Genomic DNA, 18528 nt, shown 5'->3' with positions numbered 1-18528 from the left:
CAAGTCATTTATTTCATAATCATTATTAATTCATTATAATAGATTCAGTAGTAAAAATCTATAAAACAAGATGGGGGATTTTAATGACAAAGATAAGTGTCGTGGTGTATGGAGCTGATGTAGTTTGCGCAAGTTGTGTTAACGCACCAACTTCGAAAGATACTTTTGAATGGCTCCAACCCTTGCTTAAACGAAAGTTTCCTAAACATCATTTTGAATTTACATATATTGATATTAATAAAGATACAGAGAATTTAACAGACCATGATGAACAATTTATTGAGAGGATTCAAGAGGAAGAGTTATTTTACCCATTAGTGACGATGAACGATGAGTACGTTGCTGACGGTTATATTCAAATGAAACCAGTAGTGCGCTTTGTAGAAGCACATTTTAAAGAGTAGTTTAATATAGAAAATGAAGGCAAGTTCTCACATGAGTAGAACTTGCCTTTAATAAGTTGTTTAACCATTATGATATTTATATAGCCAAAGCACTCCAGATTTTAATATAGAAGCTAAACGACCAGTGACTGTACGATCCATAATATATGCAAAGCCTTGTTTATCACCAAGAGAACCTAAGAAACCTTGAATTTTAATTTCAGGCATCTTATCAGGTAGTGATTCATTATTCCATTGCTTTTTAAGTACATCGGCGATTTGATCACCTTGTAGCTCGGCTAGTTGAGCACTAGGTGCATGAGGAAGATCAGCACAATCTCCTACGACATACACATTTTTATAAGTTGGAACTTGATGGTATTGATTAAGAATGACACGCCCTGTATTGCTTAAATCAATAGGTAAATTTCGTACAACTTCAACAGGTTGTATTCCTGCTGTCCAAACAACTAAATCGATATCTTCGGGTTGACCATTATTATATATCTTACCGGGTTCAACACGATCAATAACTGAATTTGGTACTACAGTAACATCGTGTTTAGAGAACCACTTTGATATGTATTTACTTAGCTTTTCAGGGAAATTTCTTAAAATACGAGGGCCTCTATCATATAGAAGAATCTCTAAATCTGAACGACTTTCACGCAATTCACTCGCTAATTCGATACCACTGAGTCCAGCCCCTACGATACCCACACGTGCTCCGCTAGGTAATTTACTGATACTATGAAAGGTTTCACGTGATTTAGATAATGTTTGAATGCTGTGAGTATATTCTTCAGCACCAGGGACATTATGATATTTATCTTCACAACCAAGCCCTATAATGAGTTCATCGTAGTCGATTTTAGAATTGCCTACAGAAATGATTTGTTCCTCTAAATCAATATCATTGATTTCACCATATACTGTATTAATTTGATTATTATCTGGAAATTGCATACGTACGTCTTTATCTGATTTTGTACCTGCTGCTAGCGCATAAAATTCAGGTTTTAAACCGTGGAAAGGCATTCGATCGACTAACGTTACTTGATACCCCTCGGGAATTGAATTTGGTAAGATGCGTGACATAATTCGCATATTACCGTAGCCCCCGCCTAGTAAAACTAAGTTCTTCATTTTTTATACCCCTTTATTCAATATATTTTATTTTTTTAAAATTATTGAGACCTTTTTAGACTATCTTCTAAAACGTGCCCGATTACACTATAGATAGTTAACGATTTACTTTCTTAACCCCTGAATTGAAAGTAAATATGAATATGTCATTATTATATCGGTTTTTCAAAATGACTACAAACAAATGTAGAATACAATTTAATTTTTAGAAATAAGGGTATATATTCAATGCTAGAAATCATCAAGCTGACCGATAGGCATATAGCTAGGAACTTTGTTATAATGTTAAAACTAATAAATAGTAAGAAGGTGTCTTATGTTTCCGTTAGTAGAATTTTGTGTGTCGAACATGGCTAAGGGCGGAGATATCGTCTATGAAAAATTGGAAAATGATCCAGACGTAGATGTATTAGAATATGGATGCTTGCAAAATTGTGGCATGTGCTCTAGTGGGTTGTATGTACTTGTAGATGGTGATATCGTTGAAGGTGATACACCAGACGATTTGTTAAATAATATTTATAAACACATTGAAGAAAACGATATTACAAATATGTTTTAATGTATAACATAAATTAGGAATTTAATGATGTTGAAGTTTTAAATCTTCATTGAGAAATTGGGAGGTAAATGATATGCCAACAGTAATTTTAACTGAAGCAGCTGCTTATGAAGTAAAAGATATGTTAGAAAGCAATGATATGTCTGATGGCTATTTAAAAATTAAAGTGAATGGTGGCGGCTGTACTGGACTCACATATGGAATGTCTGCTGAAGAAGCACCAGGGGAAAATGATGAAGTATTAGAATATTTCGGACTTAAAGTACTTGTCGATAAATATGACGCACCAGTTTTAAATGGAACAACAATTGACTTTAAACAATCGCTTATGGGTGGTGGCTTCCAAATAGATAATCCAAATGCTATTGCATCTTGTGGTTGTGGAAGTTCTTTTAAAACGGCTAAAGTATCAGGTAACCCTGAACAGTGCTAAATAAGTCAAATTAAAGTATAGTATTAGAATTATAGGCATTCCTTATTACAGGGTGCCTATTTTTATTACGTATTTTGTATGCTCTACAATGTTTTTATATTAATTTTTAGAACTACTTTATTTAAATTAAAAACTTCACAATCTGGCTCTGTTGTAGCTTGAAAATGTAGCGTAAAAGCTATAAAATTAGAATTGGATTAAAAATTGTCTTTTGTGTGAACAACTGAAGATTTAACCTTAATAAAAGACGTAATAATTTAAGATGTCGACGAAGTCTATAACGATAGGGCAATTTACCTTGTCATAAGTTTATAGCCTTTATCTTCATTTTGGTTAAAATATTATGAAAGCTTAGGTGAATTAGAGATGGCTCAAGATCGTAAGAAAGTGCTAGTTTTAGGTGCCGGTTATGCTGGTTTACAAACAGTTACTAAATTACAAAAAGAAATTTCTGCAGAAGAAGCAGAAATCACTTTAATTAATAAGAATGAATATCACTATGAATCAACTTGGTTACATGAAGCTTCTGCTGGTACAATCAATTATGAAGATTTATTATATCCAGTTGAAAGCGCTGTAAAACAAGATAAAGTTAACTTCGTAGTTGCTGAAGTAACAAAAATTGACCGCAATGCTAAACGTGTCGAAACTGACAAAGGTGTATATGACTACGATATCTTAGTAGTAGCATTAGGTTTCGTAAGTGAAACATTTGGCATTGAAGGTATGAAAGACTATGCTTTCCAAATTGAGAACGTATTAACTTCTCGTAAATTATCTCGTCACATTGAAGATAAATTTGCTAATTATGCAGCTTCTAAAGAAAAAGATGATAAAGACTTATCAATCTTAGTAGGGGGAGCTGGATTTACTGGAATTGAATTCTTAGGTGAATTAACTGACAGAATTCCAGAATTATGTAGTAAATATGGTATCGATCAAAGTAAAGTTAAATTAACTTGCGTTGAAGCAGCACCAAAAATGTTACCAATGTTCTCTGATGAACTTGTAAACTATGCTGTTAATTACTTAGAAGATCGTGGCGTAGAATTCAAAATTGCTACTCCAATTGTTGCTTGTAACGAAAAAGGTTTCGTTGTAGAAGTAAATGGTGAAAAACAACAATTAGAAGCTGGTACTTCAGTATGGACTGCTGGTGTACGTGGTAGTAAATTAATGGAAGAATCATTCGAAGGTGTTAAACGTGGTCGTATCATTAATAAGCAAGATTTAACTATTGAAGGTCACGATGATATTTTTGTTATTGGTGATTGTTCAGCGTTCATTCCAGCAGGTGAAGAACGTCCACTACCAACAACTGCACAAATTGCTATGCAACAAGGTGAACATGTTGCTAAAAATATCAAACATATCTTAAATGGTGAATCTAAAGAGGATTTCCAATATGTAAACCGTGGTACAGTATGCTCATTAGGTGCTCATGATGGTGTAGGTATCGTTTATGGTAGAGACATCACTGGTAAAAAAGCAGCATTAATGAAGAAAGTTATTGATACACGTGCCGTATTCAAACTCGGTGGTATCGGCTTAGCATTCAAAAAAGGTAAATTCTAAACTGAGCTAATAAATATATGAAAATATTTTACCCTTCTGTTCTCAAGCAGGAGGGTTTTTTAATAGAATATGTGTAACACATTAATGGAGGGATTACATGAACATTTACATCAATGAAGAATCTATATTACATATTGAGACGCTCATCGTGGGCTTACCTGAACATATTAATCAATTAAGAGAGATTAAATACAACAACCAGTCTATTAATGAACAACTTGAGACATTGAAGCAACATCATATTATAGGTAGCTCGGTAGGAAAGATATCTTCAACTATGTTTTACACAAATAATCAGCCAAAGCGGTTATTAACAGTAGGTTTAGGCAATCTTAAAGACCTTTCATATCAGCGATTATTAAAAGTTTGGGGACATACGTTTCAGTTTTTAAAGCAAGAACATATTAATGAAGCAGAGGTGCTTTTAGATACATTCATATCTAAATATAATGACAGCATAGAAGTAGCTAAAACATTTGGATTGCAAAGTAATCAGTCTATTTATCAATTTGATAATTATAAATCGGATAAAAAAGCGCCGTATCAACCAAATATTTATGTACAAACTGAATTTGATAAGGTTAATTCTGCTATTTATGAAGGGCAACAACTAGGAAAGTCTATTAATCTAGCACGAGAGTTAAGCCAAATGCCTCCTAACATTTTAACACCACAGTATTTTGCGGAAGAAATTGATAATCACTTTAAAGAGAGTGGTGTATCAGTACATATTAAAGATGCGGAAACACTTGTTTCAGAAGGTTTTGGTCTTCTACATGCAGTTGGTAAAGGTTCGGTAAATGGTCCTCGTTTAATAACAATGACATATAATGGTGGGAAGGCCAATGATGCCCCCATTGCTTTAGTAGGTAAAGGTATTACATATGATTCAGGAGGATATAGCATTAAATCTAAAGTCGGCATGCAGACCATGAAATTTGATATGTGTGGGGCTGCAAATGTTGTAGGTATGATAGATATTATTGCAAAATTAGAATTGCCAGTTAATGTAGTGGGCGTCATTGCTTCAGCTGAGAATATGATAAACGAATTGTCTATGAAACCAGACGATGTCTTTACAGCACTCAACGGTGAAACAGTTGAAATGTTAAATAGTGATGCTGAAGGACGTATGGTGTTAGGTGATGCTGTAACATATGCTACGCAATTTCAACCTCAACTTATTATGGACTTTGCCACTTTAACTGGTGCAGCAATTGTTGCACTTGGAGAGGATAAAGCAGCTGCCTTTCAATCTCATGCTGAAAATGAAATCAAAAGTCTTTTAGATATAGCTAAATCAGTAGATGAAAAGGTGTTTGAATTACCGATTACTGATACTGAAAAACAATTAATTAGAAATTCGGATATAGCAGATTTAGTCAATCATACGAATGGACAAGGTAAAGCACTATTTGCCGCGGCATTTATTACACATTTTAGCGGTCAAATACCTCATATTCATTTTGATATCGCTGGACCAGCTACGATCAATAAAGCAACTTTTAAAGGACCAAAAGGACCAAAAGGATATATGATTCCTACAGTAGTGGAATGGTTAAGACAGCAATACCAATAACACCCCTATACTTGTAAAGATGATATTTATTAGGTGAAATGATAATATCTTGGAATTTGTAATTCTATAATTTCCCCAGATTAACTCTGACTGAAAAATTTCTTTGGCAACACTTTCATCACTTACCATCACTTGGCATGATTTGACTCGGATTAAAAGAAGCTTGATTCTAGCAGTACACTTTTAATCCAGTCAGCAGTTGCCAATAAGATAATTAAGTCTATAACAATAAAATATTTTGCATCATATTTTATATTGACATTAAATTTGTGTCTTGGTACTATTTAAAACATAAATACTTTAGTTCGATAGAGTGGTAAAGGATGGGGAGAGAAATGATCAATGCAGTTGTTATAGCGGTTATTTTAATGATTGTCTTATGTCTATGTAGACTCAATGTAGTCATCAGTTTATTTATAAGCGCACTCATAGGTGGTTTAATATCTGGCATGAGTGTAGAGAAAGTCATCAGTGTTTTTGGGAAGAATATTACCGATGGGGCAGAAGTTGCATTAAGCTACGCTTTATTAGGTGGTTTTGCAGCACTCATTTCATACAGTGGGATTACTGATTATCTCGTTGGTAAAATTATTGAAGGTATTCATTCTGAAAATAGTAGACTATCACGTATAAAAGTAAAAGTTATTATTATCCTTGCTTTACTAGCAATGAGTATTATGAGTCAAAACCTTATTCCAGTACATATAGCTTTTATTCCAATAGTTATTCCGCCATTAATTAGTTTATTTAATGATTTAAAAATGGATAGACGACTTATTGGTTTAGTAATTGGATTTGGTTTATGTTGGCCTTATGTTTTACTTCCATATGGCTTTGGTCAAATCTTCCATCAAATCATTCAAAGTGGTTTCCAAAAAGCACATCACCCGATTGAATTCAATATGATTTGGAAGGCGATGTTGATTCCTTCAATGGGTTATATTGTAGGACTTATATTAGGATTTATTGTGTATCGTAAACCAAGAAACTACGTACAACGTAATGTTGATGAACGTGAAACAGTTACTGAATTAAAGCCATATGTTTTAATCGTGACAATCATTGCGATTTTAGCAACATTTATTGTACAAACTTTCACAGATTCAATGATTTTTGGTGCTCTAGCAGGTGTGCTTGTCTTCTTTATTTCAAGAGTTTATAAGTGGTATGAGCTAGATGAACAGTTTGTCGATGGTATTAAAATCATGGCATATATTGGGGTAGTAATACTGACAGCTAACGGCTTTGCAGGAGTTATGAATGCGACAGGTGATATTGATACTTTGGTTAAAGATTTAACAAGTGTCACTGGCGATCACAAATTAATTAGTATTATTGTCATGTATATCATTGGTCTTATAGTTACTTTGGGTATCGGATCTTCATTTGCAACGATACCAATCATCGCATCGTTATTTATACCTTTTGGCGCATCTATTGGTCTTGATACTATGGCGCTTATTGCCTTAATAGGTACTGCAAGTGCTCTAGGTGATTCAGGTTCACCAGCAAGTGATTCTACTTTAGGTCCAACAGCGGGACTCAATCTTGATGGGCAACATGATCATATACGAGATACATGTATTCCAAACTTCTTGTTCTATAATATACCTCTCATCATTTTTGGTACGGTTGCAGCTATGGTACTATAAAACTTGAAATGAGGTGGGTAAAACGTGACCAATCTTTTGGAAACATTTGAAATGCAAGTTGAACATGAGGATGAAGGTGTTGTAGTAATTTCTATGCCTGTCACAGATAAAGTTAAACAACCATTTGGTTATTTACACGGTGGGGCAAGTCTTGCCTTAGGTGAAACAGCATGCTCTTTAGGAGCAGCTAATTTAATAGATACAACTCAATATATTCCTCTTGGCTTAGAGATGAATGCTAACCACATACATTCCACAAAAGAGGGACGCGTCACAGCAATTGCTAAGATAGTTCATCAAGGTCGAACAACACAGGTTTGGAATGTTGAAATCAAAAATGACTCGGATCAATTAATTAGTATTATGCGTGGCACAATTGCTATCAAGTCAATCAAATAAAAAAGTGCTCCTTTGAATTGTTTAAAGACGATTAAGTCTACAATAAAAGGGAGCATTTTTTATTTTATGATATCTTTTTATTTAATCGGTGTAATGCTTTACTAATTCGCTCGGCACCTTCTTTACCACCCATGATATTTCTCGCAAAGGGTCCTAATTCTAAATCGGCGAGTGCACCTACAACAAATAATTGAGGTAGCCATTCAAGTTCATCACTTAAAGAAGGATACCCACAAGAATTTAATGGGGCATGTTCATCGCGCACAAGATGTTTAATCATAGGTTGATTACAGACTTTATTGTGAAATCCAGTTGCAAGTAAAATATGATGATAGTCATAATGACAACCTTCGGAAGTAATCTTATCATCACTTATCTCATCTATAGGTGAATGATGAATAATTAACCGATCCGCTTGTTCTTGTTTCTTTAATCGTAAAAATAGCTCCATAGGCATTGAACCTTTATGGCGTTCTTTATTAATGACTTTTAAGCGTGCTTCTGGTGAAGGCATCGCCAATAAGTGATTCATACGTTTTGGACCCAACCAGCCAGGATCAGCATCAAAATCATGTATTTCAATGTTTTTATTAAGCCATAAATGTAATTTATTATGATTATTTTGACGGTGAATTAATTTTAAAGTTAAGTGTGCTGCTGAAATTCCTGAACCAACAATATGATTAGCTTTTTCTTCAATTGTTTGATCATAATTTTTATCAAATATATGGGTAACTCTAGGTTTATCAATAAATAAAGAAGGTATAAATGGTTGATGATTACATCCATTTGCTATAACTACACAATCGGTATCGACATACTTCCCATTATGTAATTCAATTTGCCATTTACCTTTATTATGACTAGTAATTTTAGAAGCAATGCCTTGAATATGACTATTGTTTAAGTCATATTGATGAACTAAATCATGAATATGATGCATAAACATATCTCTTTGAGGACGTTTGTATGGACCATAATATGCCGAAGTATACTGATTTAATTTAGCATATTGTTTTAAATGAAAAGGTTGGGGGTGTATATGGTGTACAAATGGTGACCTTAAAAAGGGCATACTTATACGTTTAGTATACTCGTTGAATTGCTCACATAGGGAAGGATAAGGATCAATAATAGTTAGTTGATTGCTACTTATTCCTTCATTTCTTAGTTTAATTGCTACAGTTGTACCTTGAATTCCGCCACCTATAATAGTCCAATGCATGTAAAGTGCCCCTTTTCTAAAAATTTAAATCGAAATAATTACGATTTAAATCATATCACACTTTTTACATATAGACAAAAGAAAATAGAAGGATGATTTCGCATAAAAAAGAGGTTGAGACATAATTCATTGACTCGACCTCACTTAACATATTGGCAGAAGATGTCTGAATTGAAAGTGCGCTTATTCCAAGCTTCTTTCAATCCTAGTCATCCTTGCCGCGGGGCCCCAACATAGAGAATTTCTTTTGGAAGAAATTCTACAAACAATGCAAGTTGGGGTGGGACAACGAAAATAATTTTAACAAATTATATTTCTGTCCCACTCTCTTAAAACTATAATTTTGTATCATTCATATCTTCTTTAATTTCATCAACCTTTGTTTCTTTACTGTAAGGTGTTTGAATATTGTACGCTGCTTTCATAATTAAATGACTTGAGAGCGGGCCAGTTATAAAAACAAAGATGATGCCTATGATTAATTGCATATTGACATAGCCTTCAGTACCAATGAAATACAAGAAGGCCCCAAAGAGTAAAAACATCGCACCAAGTGTTGCTGCTTTACCGGCAGCATGGGCACGTGAGTATACATCTTTAAGTCTAATTAAACCTATCGCTGCAAAGGCACTAATTAGCGCACCTAACATGACAAAGATAATGGCAATACTAGTGACGATTGTTGTTATCATGTTTAATCACCTTACCTTCATCCATAAATTTAGAAAAGACTGCAGTACCTAAGAAAGCCAATATACCTACCATTAAAATGACTACTAGCATATATTTGATATTTAATAAAATACTAAATAGTGCGATTACAGCCATCAACTGTAATCCAATAGCATCAAGTGCAACAACGCGATCGGCTAAAGAAGGGCCAAGAATGACACGTACAAGCATTGCTAACATAGAAGCTACAACAATGATTAATGCAATAATAATGAAAATATTATGTGTCATTCGTTTTCACCCACCTTTCTTACTACCTTTTCTAATGATGATTTTATACTTTCAACCTCTTCCTCTTTAGTACTAAAATCAATTACATGAATATATATTTTCTTGCGATCATCACTAATGCCTAATACCACAGTTCCAGGAGTTAATGTTATAAGATTCGAAAGTAAGACAATTTGCCAGTCTGTCTTAAGATCTGTTTCATATACAAAGAAACCTGGTTTATTCGTGATACTTGGTTTAAGAATTATTTTCAGAACATCGAAATTCGCCTTAATTAGTTCACTTAAAAATGTAAGGATTAATACAATGATGCGATAAATCCTTACTAAATAAAAGCGACCAGGCATAACGCGGTGAAGGAGATAGACAAGTATAAGACCAAATAGAAATCCTAAAACAAAGTTATTTAAAGTGTAGCTGTCAGTAACAAATAACCAAATGATAGCTACTAATAAATTGACGATGAATTGTGCGGCCATATTACTTACCTCCTAAAACGCTGTGAATATAGATATTTGGATCAGTGAAAGTTTCAGAGCCTTCTTTAACTATAGGGAATAATAAATCAGCGGACAAGCCAAATAGTACTGTAATGATAGTTGAAATTACGGCGATAGTTGTTAAGTAATTTACATTCACTTTGCGTGTTGTATCATAACCTTTTGCTTCACCGAAGAAGCCTTTGAGGAAGATACGTATGACTGAATATAAAACGATTAAGCTTGAAAGTAAGACAATGATACCGCTAAGGTAGAATCCCTTTTCAAAAGTGGCCTGTACAATATAAAACTTTCCATAGAAACCACTCAATGGTGGTATTCCTGCTAAACTAAGTGCAGCAATAAAGAAGGTCCATCCTAATATAGGATAACTCTTGATCAGACCACCAAAATGGCGCAAGTCCGTTGACTTAGTAATCTTATACATGACTCCTATAAGTAGGAATAATGAAGCTTTTACTAGCATATCGTGAATAGTGTAGTAAATAGCGCCCATCATACCACTTTCATTCATCATAGCTACACCTACTAAGATGACTCCAACAGCAATCATAATGTTATATAGAATAATCTTCTTCGTATCATAATAAGCTACTGCACCTACACATCCGAAAATGATTGTAAGTAAAGCTAAAAATAGAATGACATAATGTGAAAAGCTTACGGTACTATTGAAGAATAGGCTAAGTGTTCTAGCAATTGCGTAGACACCCACTTTAGTAAGTAGGGCACCAAAGAATGTAATAATAGCTACCGGTGGTGCATAATAAGCCCCTGGCAACCATACGTACATAGGAAAGACGCCAGCTTTAGTTGCAAAGACAAAGATAAATAAAATAAAAACTATATTGACTAAGCCACTATCATGAACGGATAAACTAGATAATCTTTCGCTAATATGCGCTAAGTTAAGTGTTCCAACTATTGAATAAAGTATCGCTACACCCATGACAAAGAATGATGAAGAAACAACATTAACTAAAACATATTTAATCGTTTCTTGAAGTTGAATTTTTGTCGTGCCAACGACTAGTAAACAATAAGATGACATGAGAAAGACTTCAAAGAACACGAACATATTGAAGATATCACCAGTTGTGAATGCTCCGATAATACCAATTAACATAAACATAATTGAAAAGTAGTAATAATACCGTTCTCTTTCAATACCTATAGAACGATATGAATATAAAATGACTAAAATCGTTATAATAATACTTGTAATAATAAGTAATGCACTAAAAACGTCTAATACAAAGACAATACTGTAAGGTGCCTTCCATGAACCTAATTCTACTTTTAAAGGTCCTGTATGTAGAACATTTTTCAAATTAATGAATGCTACAATCAATGTCAGTATTGATCCAGCAAGTGCCACGTAACGTTTGATTATAGGACGCTTTCCGATAAAGATAAGTAAGATCGCAGTCAAAATAGGTATTACAAGTGTTAAAACGAGCAAGTTACTCTCTGTCATCATCAGGCGCTCCTTTCATACGCTCCACATTATCCGTTCCAAGTTTTTTATAAGTTCTAAATGCAAGTACAAGGAAGAATGCTGTTGTAGCAAATGCAATAACGATTGCAGTTAAAATAAGTGCTTGTGGAATAGGATCAACATAGCTGGCTATTCCTTTTTCATAAATAGGTACGGTACCATGTTTCAATCCACCCATAGTAATTAAAAATAAGTTTGCTGCGTGTGTTAGTAAAGTAGTCCCCATAATAATTCGTATCAAACTTTTAGACAAAACGAGATAGACACTAATTGCTGTGAGAATACCACTAACAAATATCATGATAATTTCCACTATTCGTTCTCTCCAATCGAAATAATAATAGTCATTACAGTTCCTACTACTGCACAAAGTACCCCAAAATCAAAAAACATTGCCGTAGTCATATGCATGGGTGCAAGTAGGGGAAGTGGTATGTCAAAAGTGACATGTGTGAAAAAGTTTTTTGACATAAACCAACTTGCAATTGGGGTACCAACGCAAAACAGTAAGCCTACGCCAATTAAAACTTTAAAGTCGAGAGGGAAAATTTTACGCATTGTTTTTACATCGAACGCGATTGTAATGACTAATAGCGCACTTGCAAATAATAATCCTCCGACGAAGCCACCACCTGGCGTATAGTGACCTGCTAAAAATAATGAAAAACCGAAGACGATAACCATGAAGAAAATGACGACAGCGGCGTATTGGAACATTAAGTTATTTTTTTGTCTATTCATGGTCATTCACCTCGCTAGATTGATTTTTCTGTTTAAGACGAAGTTTAATCATCGTATAAACACCTAAACCAGCAATACCTAGTACTGATGATTCGAATAATGTATCCATGCCACGGAAGTCGACAAGTATAACGTTTACCATGTTTTTACCATGAGCCAGATCATATACATGGTCTTGGTAGTACTTTGTAATTGAAGAAAAATGTCTGTTTCCATATCCTATCAAGCCTAAAATTATTACGACTAAACCAACGCCAGCAGAAATTATAGCATTGTTAATTTTAAACGCTGATGACTCATTATAGCGATTTAAATTTGGCAAATGATAGAAACATAATAGGAATAAAGCCGTAGAAATAGATTCAACAACAAACTGTGTTAATGCTAGGTCCGGTGCTTTAAAGAATATAAATAATACTGAAATTGCATAACCTACAGCACTTAGCATAATAATGCTAAAGAGTCGTGATTTAGCAAATATAATTAAAAATGAGGCAACAAGTAAGAATAATACAATGCCTCCCTCGAAAATTCGGAATTGACTTACGTTTTTAAAATTGATACTAAATGGAACACTGATTAAAGTTACCAATGTAAGTAATATTAAGATGCCAAATATGATGATTAAGTTATTCCTAGAGAATCCAGTGACATAGCTATTGGTCATATTTTCAGAATAACCTGGGATCTTACGACCCATAGTGTCGTACCAATGATTAAATTTAAGTTGAGTAGGTTGAGCTTCTAATAATCTTACCCAATAACTAAATGTAATGATGAGTAATATACCTATGATATATATAGCCATTGTTGAAATAAAAGCTGGTGTAATTCCATGGAAAAGATGGAACTCCGCAGTTATTCCTGTTGATTGACTCACTGATTGAGTTGCAGGCTCAATAATAGATTGCGTTAAAATGCTTGGGAAAAGTCCAAATGCAATAACTAACAGTGCTAGAATAATTGGAGATAAAAGCATTAAAATAGATGATTCATGTGCAGATTGCGGTAAACTTTCAGGTTTATATTTACCAAAGAATATATGCATAATAAATTTAATTGAATACACAAAAGTAAAAATACTACCTACAATCGCTATGATTGGGAAAATAAACCCTAATGTACTGAGACTCATTAAATTCGCGTGTGTCACATCAATCATTGCTTCTAAGAACTTTTCTTTTGATAAGAATCCATTAAATGGTGGTACTCCAGCCATACTCAACGCAGTGATAACTGTAATTGTAAATGAGATTGGCATGATTGTTAGTAAACCGCCTAATTTTCTTACATCTCGAGTACCTGTAGAGTGATCAACCCCACCGGTAATCATGAATAATGCACCTTTAAATGTTGCATGGTTGATTAAATGGAAAATAGCAGCAATGAAACCAGCAACATAAACTTGGCTATCAGCGCCATGATAGTGGTAGCTTACTGCACCTATTCCTAACATTGACATAATCATTCCGAGTTGGGATACAGTTGAAAATGCCAAAATGCCTTTCAAATCTTGTTGTTTAGTGGCATTTAATGAAGCCCAAAAAAGTGTGATTAACCCTACTAAAGTGATTGTCCATACCCAACCTTCAGATACGGCAAAGATAGGCGTCATTCTTGCTACTAAATAAAGTCCAGCTTTTACCATCGTGGCTGAATGTAGATAAGCACTAACGGGTGTAGGGGCTTCCATAGCATCAGGTAACCAAATATAAAATGGCACTTGAGCTGATTTAGTAAACGCACCGATCATGACTAGTACCATTGCTAAAATAAAGAAAGGACTATTTTGTATGTCACTTGTTTTTTCAATCATTGTTTGAATGCTGAAAGTATGAGCGGCTAAAGATAAAAGGATAATCCCTCCTAATAAGCTTAATCCACCTAGAACTGTAATAACTAGTGATTTTTGTGCACCGTAAATTGAAGCTTTTTTCTCTCTCCAAAATGAGATAAGTAAAAAACTTGAAAATGAAGTTAACTCCCAAAATAAATATAAAATAATTAAATTATCTGAAAGCACAACTCCTAGCATTGCACCCATAAATAGTAATAAATAGCAATAAAAATTACCAAGTTGCTCAGATTTACTTAAGTAGCCAATTGAATATAAAACAACCAAGCTACCTATGCCTGTAATAAGGAGGCTAAAGAGTAATCCAAGACCATCCACATATAGATTAAAATTCATACCAAAATGTGGCATCCAATTTAAGGTTTTCATTACTGTATTACCTGACATCGTAATTGAAATCATAGTTAAGAAATAAATAAATAAGACTATTGGGACAGGTAATACAAACCATCCTAAATGTATACGTTTAACGAACCGATACAGGATAGGAATAATGAGTGCGAATATTAACGGTAATAGTACCGCAATATGTAATAAACTCATTATGTTGTCCTCCTTTAAAAAATATTTATGACTTACATTATACATGAATGCGCTTAGTCTGAAAAACCTCTTAATCGCTTGAAAGCATTGATTTTAAGGGTCTGTTAAATAAGAAGAAACACGTTAAAATTTATAGAAAAATTTTTATTTCGTAAACAAGCATGCTGTTTTAAAAATTTTAGACAAATTGTCTTTTATATTGAATTGAATAATCTTCTTTAAGTTGATTTAAATTTTTAAGTGAGAGACGAGCATGTTCAGAATCATCTTCTTCTAATTGATGTTCTAAATTTGTAATTGCTTGTTGAAGTGAGTCCTCATAATTCATTTTTTCCATATTAAAATCGCGTAGTTGTGAACGTTTGGCATATCTTTTTTCAAAGTGACTCAAAGCTTTACGCTCGTGAAAGAAGACACCTTCAGTTTCGTTAGGATTATGTAAATCACCTTGTTTTGGGTGTTTAATAACTTGTTCGACTTGTACTAAAACTTGTTCATCATTCTCTTCTTTGATAGTTACACCATAACTACCAGTCTTATGAGAAAATCGATATAACATGCTATATTACTTCCTTTCAAATGTGTTAAGATATGCTTATATCATAACATGAATGGAGAATTTAAATGGCGAACTATCCTCAGTTAAATAAAGAGATTAAAGACAATGAAATTAAAGTCGTTATGCATACAAATAGGGGAGATATGACTTTTAAACTCTTCCCTGACATTGCACCTAAAACTGTTGAAAATTTTGTGACACATTCTAAGAATGGATATTATGATGGCGTGACTTTCCATAGAGTTATTAATGATTTTATGGTTCAAGGAGGCGACCCAACAGCAACAGGTATGGGCGGTGAAAGTATTTATGGTGGAGCATTTGAAGATGAATTCTCATTGGAAGCTTTTAATTTATATGGTGCACTTTCAATGGCAAATGCCGGTCCGAATACTAATGGGTCTCAATTTTTTGTGGTTCAAATGAAAGAAGTTCCTGAAAATATGCTAAATCAACTACTTGATGGTGGCTGGCCTCAACCTATAGTTGAAGCTTATGGTGAAAAGGGTGGCACACCTTGGTTAGACCAAAAACATACAGTATTTGGTCAATTAATCGATGGGGAATCTACTTTAGAAGATATTGCTAACACTAAAGTAGGCGCACAAGATAAACCAGTTTACGATGTCGTCATCGAATCTATCGACATTGCAGAGTAATATTAAAATATTTATAACGAATTTAAGCTTTAAGTTATTACATGTCTGATTGATGTATGTAACTTAAAGCTTTTTTGATTATATAAAATAGTTGAAAAGGTACGCGTTACACAACAATTTTTAGAATAATTGAAATTTATTATCGTTTTAGTTAGTCCATAAAAATGATTTATGCTATGATATGTGTGTTAAGAAAAATCGAAATAAGGGGTTATCACGTTGAATAATCACTATAAAGTAGGTCAACATATTAAGGTACGTGTGACTGGTATTCAACCGTATGGCGCATTTGTTGAGACCCCTGACCATACTGAAGGACTAATCCATATCTCTGAAATCATGGATGACTATGTCCATAACTTGAAGAAATTTCTATCTGAGGGACAAATTGTAAAAGCTAAAATTTTATCCATCGATGATGAAGGAAAATTGAACTTGTCTTTAAAAGATAATGATTACTTTAAAAATTATGAACGTAAAAAAGAAAAACAGTCAGTCTTAGATGAAATAAGAGAGACGGAAAAGTATGGGTTTCAAACACTTGAAGAACGCTTACCGGTCTGGATCAAACAGTCTAAACGTGCCATTCGTAATGACTGAATGACTGTACATTCGTGCCAATAAGTGATGAGCTCACTTAGAGTAATTCATCACATCATAACGATAATCTTACGATACATTGTCGTAGGATTATCGTTTTCTTTTTGTCGTAAAATGATTTTTTAAGTTGATAAAGTTCAATACGCTTTTGCGAGTCACTCTATTTAGCTAATTGAGTTAGAGGATTACAAGCGCTACACGCTTGCATAAGTCACATTAATTATCTTTTAAAAAAAGATAAAAGAGGTACTGAGGAACACAGATTTAGAAATCTGCGTAATCTCAACTATTTACCTCTATATAGGTAAAATTTTCGATAAATATGCACGTGCAAGCAAATAATTAGAGATAAATGAAACTTGCATGATATAGTCATGTCAGCATATAAACAAGGAGAGTATTAACACATGAATAATAAATACAAATCTTTATTCGAACCACTCGTGTTACCGAATGGCGTAGAATTGAGAAATCGTTTTGTTTTAGCTCCATTAACTCATATTTCATCAAACGATGATGGGACGATTTCTGATGTAGAAATCCCATATATTGAAAAACGTTCTAAAGATGTTGGACTTGCTATTAACGCTGCAAGTAATATTAATGATGTAGGGAAAGCTTTCCCAGGACAGCCTTCAGTAGCTCATGATTCTGATATTGAAGGTCTTAAAGAACTTGCAAAAGCAATGAAGAAAAACGGCGCGAAGGCATTAGTACAAATTCATCATGGTGGGGCTCAAGCTTTACCTAATTTAACACCTCAAGGTGATGTTGTTGCACCTAGTCCGATTACACTTAAAAGCTTTGGGCAACAAGAACCTCATAATGCGCGTGAGATGACATCAGATGAAATTGAACAAACAATCAAAGATTTTGGTGAAGCAACACGAAGAGTAATTGAAGCTGGATTCGATGGTGTTGAAATTCATGGTGCGAACCATTATCTTATTCACCAATTTGTTTCTCCTTATTATAATAATAGAAACGACGTTTGGGCAGATAATCTTAAATTCCCAATGGCAGTAATTGATGAAGTTGTTAAGGCTAAAAAAGAATATGCTAATGATGAATTTATTGTAGGTTATAGATTGTCACCTGAAGAAGCTGAATCTCCAGGTATATCTATGGAAATCACTGAACAACTCATTAATCAAATTGCGAATCAACCTTTAGATTATATTCATATTTCATTAATGGACGTTAATTCCGAAACACGCGAAGGAAAATATAAAGGTGAAAATCGTCTTAAACTGATTCATCATTGGGTTAATGGTCGTATGCCAGTTATTGGTATTGGTTCAGTTTTTACACCTGAAGATGCGTTAAATGCAATTGATAATGTTGGCGTAGAACTTGTTGCATTAGGACGTGAAATTCTTCTTGATGCTGATTTTGTCGGCAAAATTAAAAATGGACAAGAAGAGGAAATTATTAGCGAATATGATCCGAATAGAGAAGATCGCCACGAATTACCACCGAAGTTATGGAAACAATTTGACGAAGGATTCTATCCGTTACCTCGTAAAGATAAATAACCGTTTCGGTATTAAACCAGGTTCCATTTGGATTGAGGAACTTGGTTTATTTTTTTATTCTAAAAGGTTGTAAGTTATAAATTAAAAGTTGTGGAAATATTGTAAATTTTGCTTGTAAATT

General features: G+C 33.8%; 20 protein-coding genes. 10 read left to right on the top strand and 10 right to left on the bottom strand.

The annotated features are described in order from the left end of the window. Nucleotides 1-83: 83 nt before the first annotated feature. A complete protein-coding gene (locus tag V6C74_RS09115; protein ID WP_002452821.1) occupies nt 84-404 on the top strand; it encodes a YuzD family protein in 321 nt (106 codons plus the stop codon). A 60-nt stretch (nt 405-464) separates the two neighbouring features. On the opposite strand, the gene V6C74_RS09110 is transcribed toward V6C74_RS09115, so the two are convergent. Then, the gene (locus tag V6C74_RS09110; protein ID WP_103175561.1) at nt 465-1529 is read right to left on the bottom strand and encodes an NAD(P)/FAD-dependent oxidoreductase; all 1065 of its coding nucleotides are present in this window, start codon (nt 1527-1529) and stop codon (nt 465-467) included. A 316-nt stretch (nt 1530-1845) separates the two neighbouring features. Between V6C74_RS09110 and V6C74_RS09105 the strand changes: the two genes are divergently transcribed. The 6 genes from V6C74_RS09105 (at nt 1846) to V6C74_RS09080 (ending at nt 7729) form a co-directional block, all read left to right on the top strand. After that, nucleotides 1846-2091, top strand: coding sequence for a YuzB family protein (locus V6C74_RS09105; protein WP_002452823.1), 246 nt, complete (start codon nt 1846-1848; stop codon nt 2089-2091). A gap of 73 nt (nt 2092-2164) precedes the next feature. Then, nucleotides 2165-2524 (top strand): iron-sulfur cluster assembly accessory protein, encoded by a 360-nt coding sequence (locus tag V6C74_RS09100; RefSeq protein WP_002452824.1) that lies wholly within the window; start codon nt 2165-2167, stop codon nt 2522-2524. A 366-nt stretch (nt 2525-2890) separates the two neighbouring features. Further along, entirely contained in the window at nt 2891-4099 is a 1209-nt protein-coding gene (locus V6C74_RS09095; RefSeq protein ID WP_002452825.1) for an NAD(P)/FAD-dependent oxidoreductase, read from the top strand. Nucleotides 4100-4196: 97 nt separating this feature from the next. Then, complete coding sequence (locus V6C74_RS09090) at nt 4197-5678, top strand: leucyl aminopeptidase family protein (protein ID WP_002452826.1); 1482 nt, start codon at nt 4197-4199, stop codon at nt 5676-5678. A gap of 335 nt (nt 5679-6013) precedes the next feature. Beyond that, nucleotides 6014-7330, top strand: coding sequence for a Na+/H+ antiporter family protein (locus V6C74_RS09085; protein WP_016898817.1), 1317 nt, complete (start codon nt 6014-6016; stop codon nt 7328-7330). A gap of 24 nt (nt 7331-7354) precedes the next feature. Further along, nucleotides 7355-7729, top strand: a complete 375-nt coding sequence (locus tag V6C74_RS09080) for a PaaI family thioesterase (protein ID WP_002452828.1) — start codon at nt 7355-7357, stop codon at nt 7727-7729. A 64-nt stretch (nt 7730-7793) separates the two neighbouring features. On the opposite strand, the gene V6C74_RS09075 is transcribed toward V6C74_RS09080, so the two are convergent. The 9 genes from V6C74_RS09075 to kapB all read right to left on the bottom strand — a co-directional run bounded on the left by V6C74_RS09075 (nt 7794) and on the right by kapB (nt 15613). Further along, entirely contained in the window at nt 7794-8954 is a 1161-nt protein-coding gene (locus V6C74_RS09075; protein ID WP_002452829.1) for an FAD/NAD(P)-binding protein, read from the bottom strand. Nucleotides 8955-9289: 335 nt separating this feature from the next. Then, entirely contained in the window at nt 9290-9646 is a 357-nt protein-coding gene (mnhG1, locus tag V6C74_RS09070) for a Na+/H+ antiporter Mnh1 subunit G (protein ID WP_002452830.1), read from the bottom strand. Further along, entirely contained in the window at nt 9624-9917 is a 294-nt protein-coding gene (gene mnhF1 / locus V6C74_RS09065) for a Na+/H+ antiporter Mnh1 subunit F (protein WP_002452831.1), read from the bottom strand. The genes mnhG1 and mnhF1 overlap by 23 nt, the downstream gene beginning before the upstream one ends. Then, nucleotides 9914-10396: a Na+/H+ antiporter Mnh1 subunit E gene (gene mnhE1, locus V6C74_RS09060; RefSeq protein ID WP_016898816.1), complete on the bottom strand. Its 483-nt coding sequence runs from the start codon at nt 10394-10396 to the stop codon at nt 9914-9916. Before mnhE1 ends, mnhF1 begins: the two co-directional genes overlap by 4 nt. 1 nt (nt 10397) lies before the next feature. After that, nucleotides 10398-11894: a Na+/H+ antiporter Mnh1 subunit D gene (mnhD1, locus tag V6C74_RS09055; RefSeq protein ID WP_002452833.1), complete on the bottom strand. Its 1497-nt coding sequence runs from the start codon at nt 11892-11894 to the stop codon at nt 10398-10400. Then, nucleotides 11881-12228, bottom strand: a complete 348-nt coding sequence (mnhC1, locus tag V6C74_RS09050) for a Na+/H+ antiporter Mnh1 subunit C (protein WP_103175560.1) — start codon at nt 12226-12228, stop codon at nt 11881-11883. Before mnhC1 ends, mnhD1 begins: the two co-directional genes overlap by 14 nt. Beyond that, entirely contained in the window at nt 12228-12656 is a 429-nt protein-coding gene (mnhB1, locus tag V6C74_RS09045) for a Na+/H+ antiporter Mnh1 subunit B (RefSeq protein ID WP_016898815.1), read from the bottom strand. The genes mnhC1 and mnhB1 overlap by 1 nt, the downstream gene beginning before the upstream one ends. Beyond that, nucleotides 12649-15054: a Na+/H+ antiporter subunit A gene (locus V6C74_RS09040; RefSeq protein WP_016898814.1), complete on the bottom strand. Its 2406-nt coding sequence runs from the start codon at nt 15052-15054 to the stop codon at nt 12649-12651. The genes mnhB1 and V6C74_RS09040 overlap by 8 nt, the downstream gene beginning before the upstream one ends. A 178-nt stretch (nt 15055-15232) precedes the next feature. Beyond that, nucleotides 15233-15613: a sporulation phosphorelay system protein KapB gene (gene kapB, locus V6C74_RS09035; protein ID WP_002452837.1), complete on the bottom strand. Its 381-nt coding sequence runs from the start codon at nt 15611-15613 to the stop codon at nt 15233-15235. A gap of 65 nt (nt 15614-15678) precedes the next feature. On the opposite strand from kapB, the gene V6C74_RS09030 reads away from it, so the two are divergent. From V6C74_RS09030 to V6C74_RS09020, 3 genes are all read left to right on the top strand, one after another. Next, on the top strand, nt 15679-16272 hold the full coding sequence (locus V6C74_RS09030; protein WP_002452838.1) for a peptidylprolyl isomerase: 594 nt from the start codon (nt 15679-15681) through the stop codon (nt 16270-16272). A 219-nt stretch (nt 16273-16491) separates the two neighbouring features. Continuing rightward, nucleotides 16492-16872 carry a S1 domain-containing post-transcriptional regulator Ygs gene (gene ygs, locus V6C74_RS09025; protein WP_002433374.1) on the top strand — a complete coding sequence of 127 codons (381 nt, stop codon included), beginning with the start codon at nt 16492-16494 and terminating at the stop codon, nt 16870-16872. 407 nt (nt 16873-17279) lie between these two features. After that, a complete protein-coding gene (locus V6C74_RS09020) occupies nt 17280-18407 on the top strand; it encodes an NADH-dependent flavin oxidoreductase (protein ID WP_002452839.1) in 1128 nt (375 codons plus the stop codon). The last annotated feature ends 121 nt before the right edge of the window (nt 18408-18528 follow it).

The sequence above is a fragment of the Staphylococcus capitis subsp. capitis genome (genome assembly GCF_040739495.1).
In the GTDB taxonomy this organism is placed as follows: Bacteria; Bacillota; Bacilli; order Staphylococcales; family Staphylococcaceae; genus Staphylococcus; species Staphylococcus capitis.
Note: the sequence above shows the minus strand (reverse complement) of the source record. Positions and strands in the feature narration are given on the sequence as shown.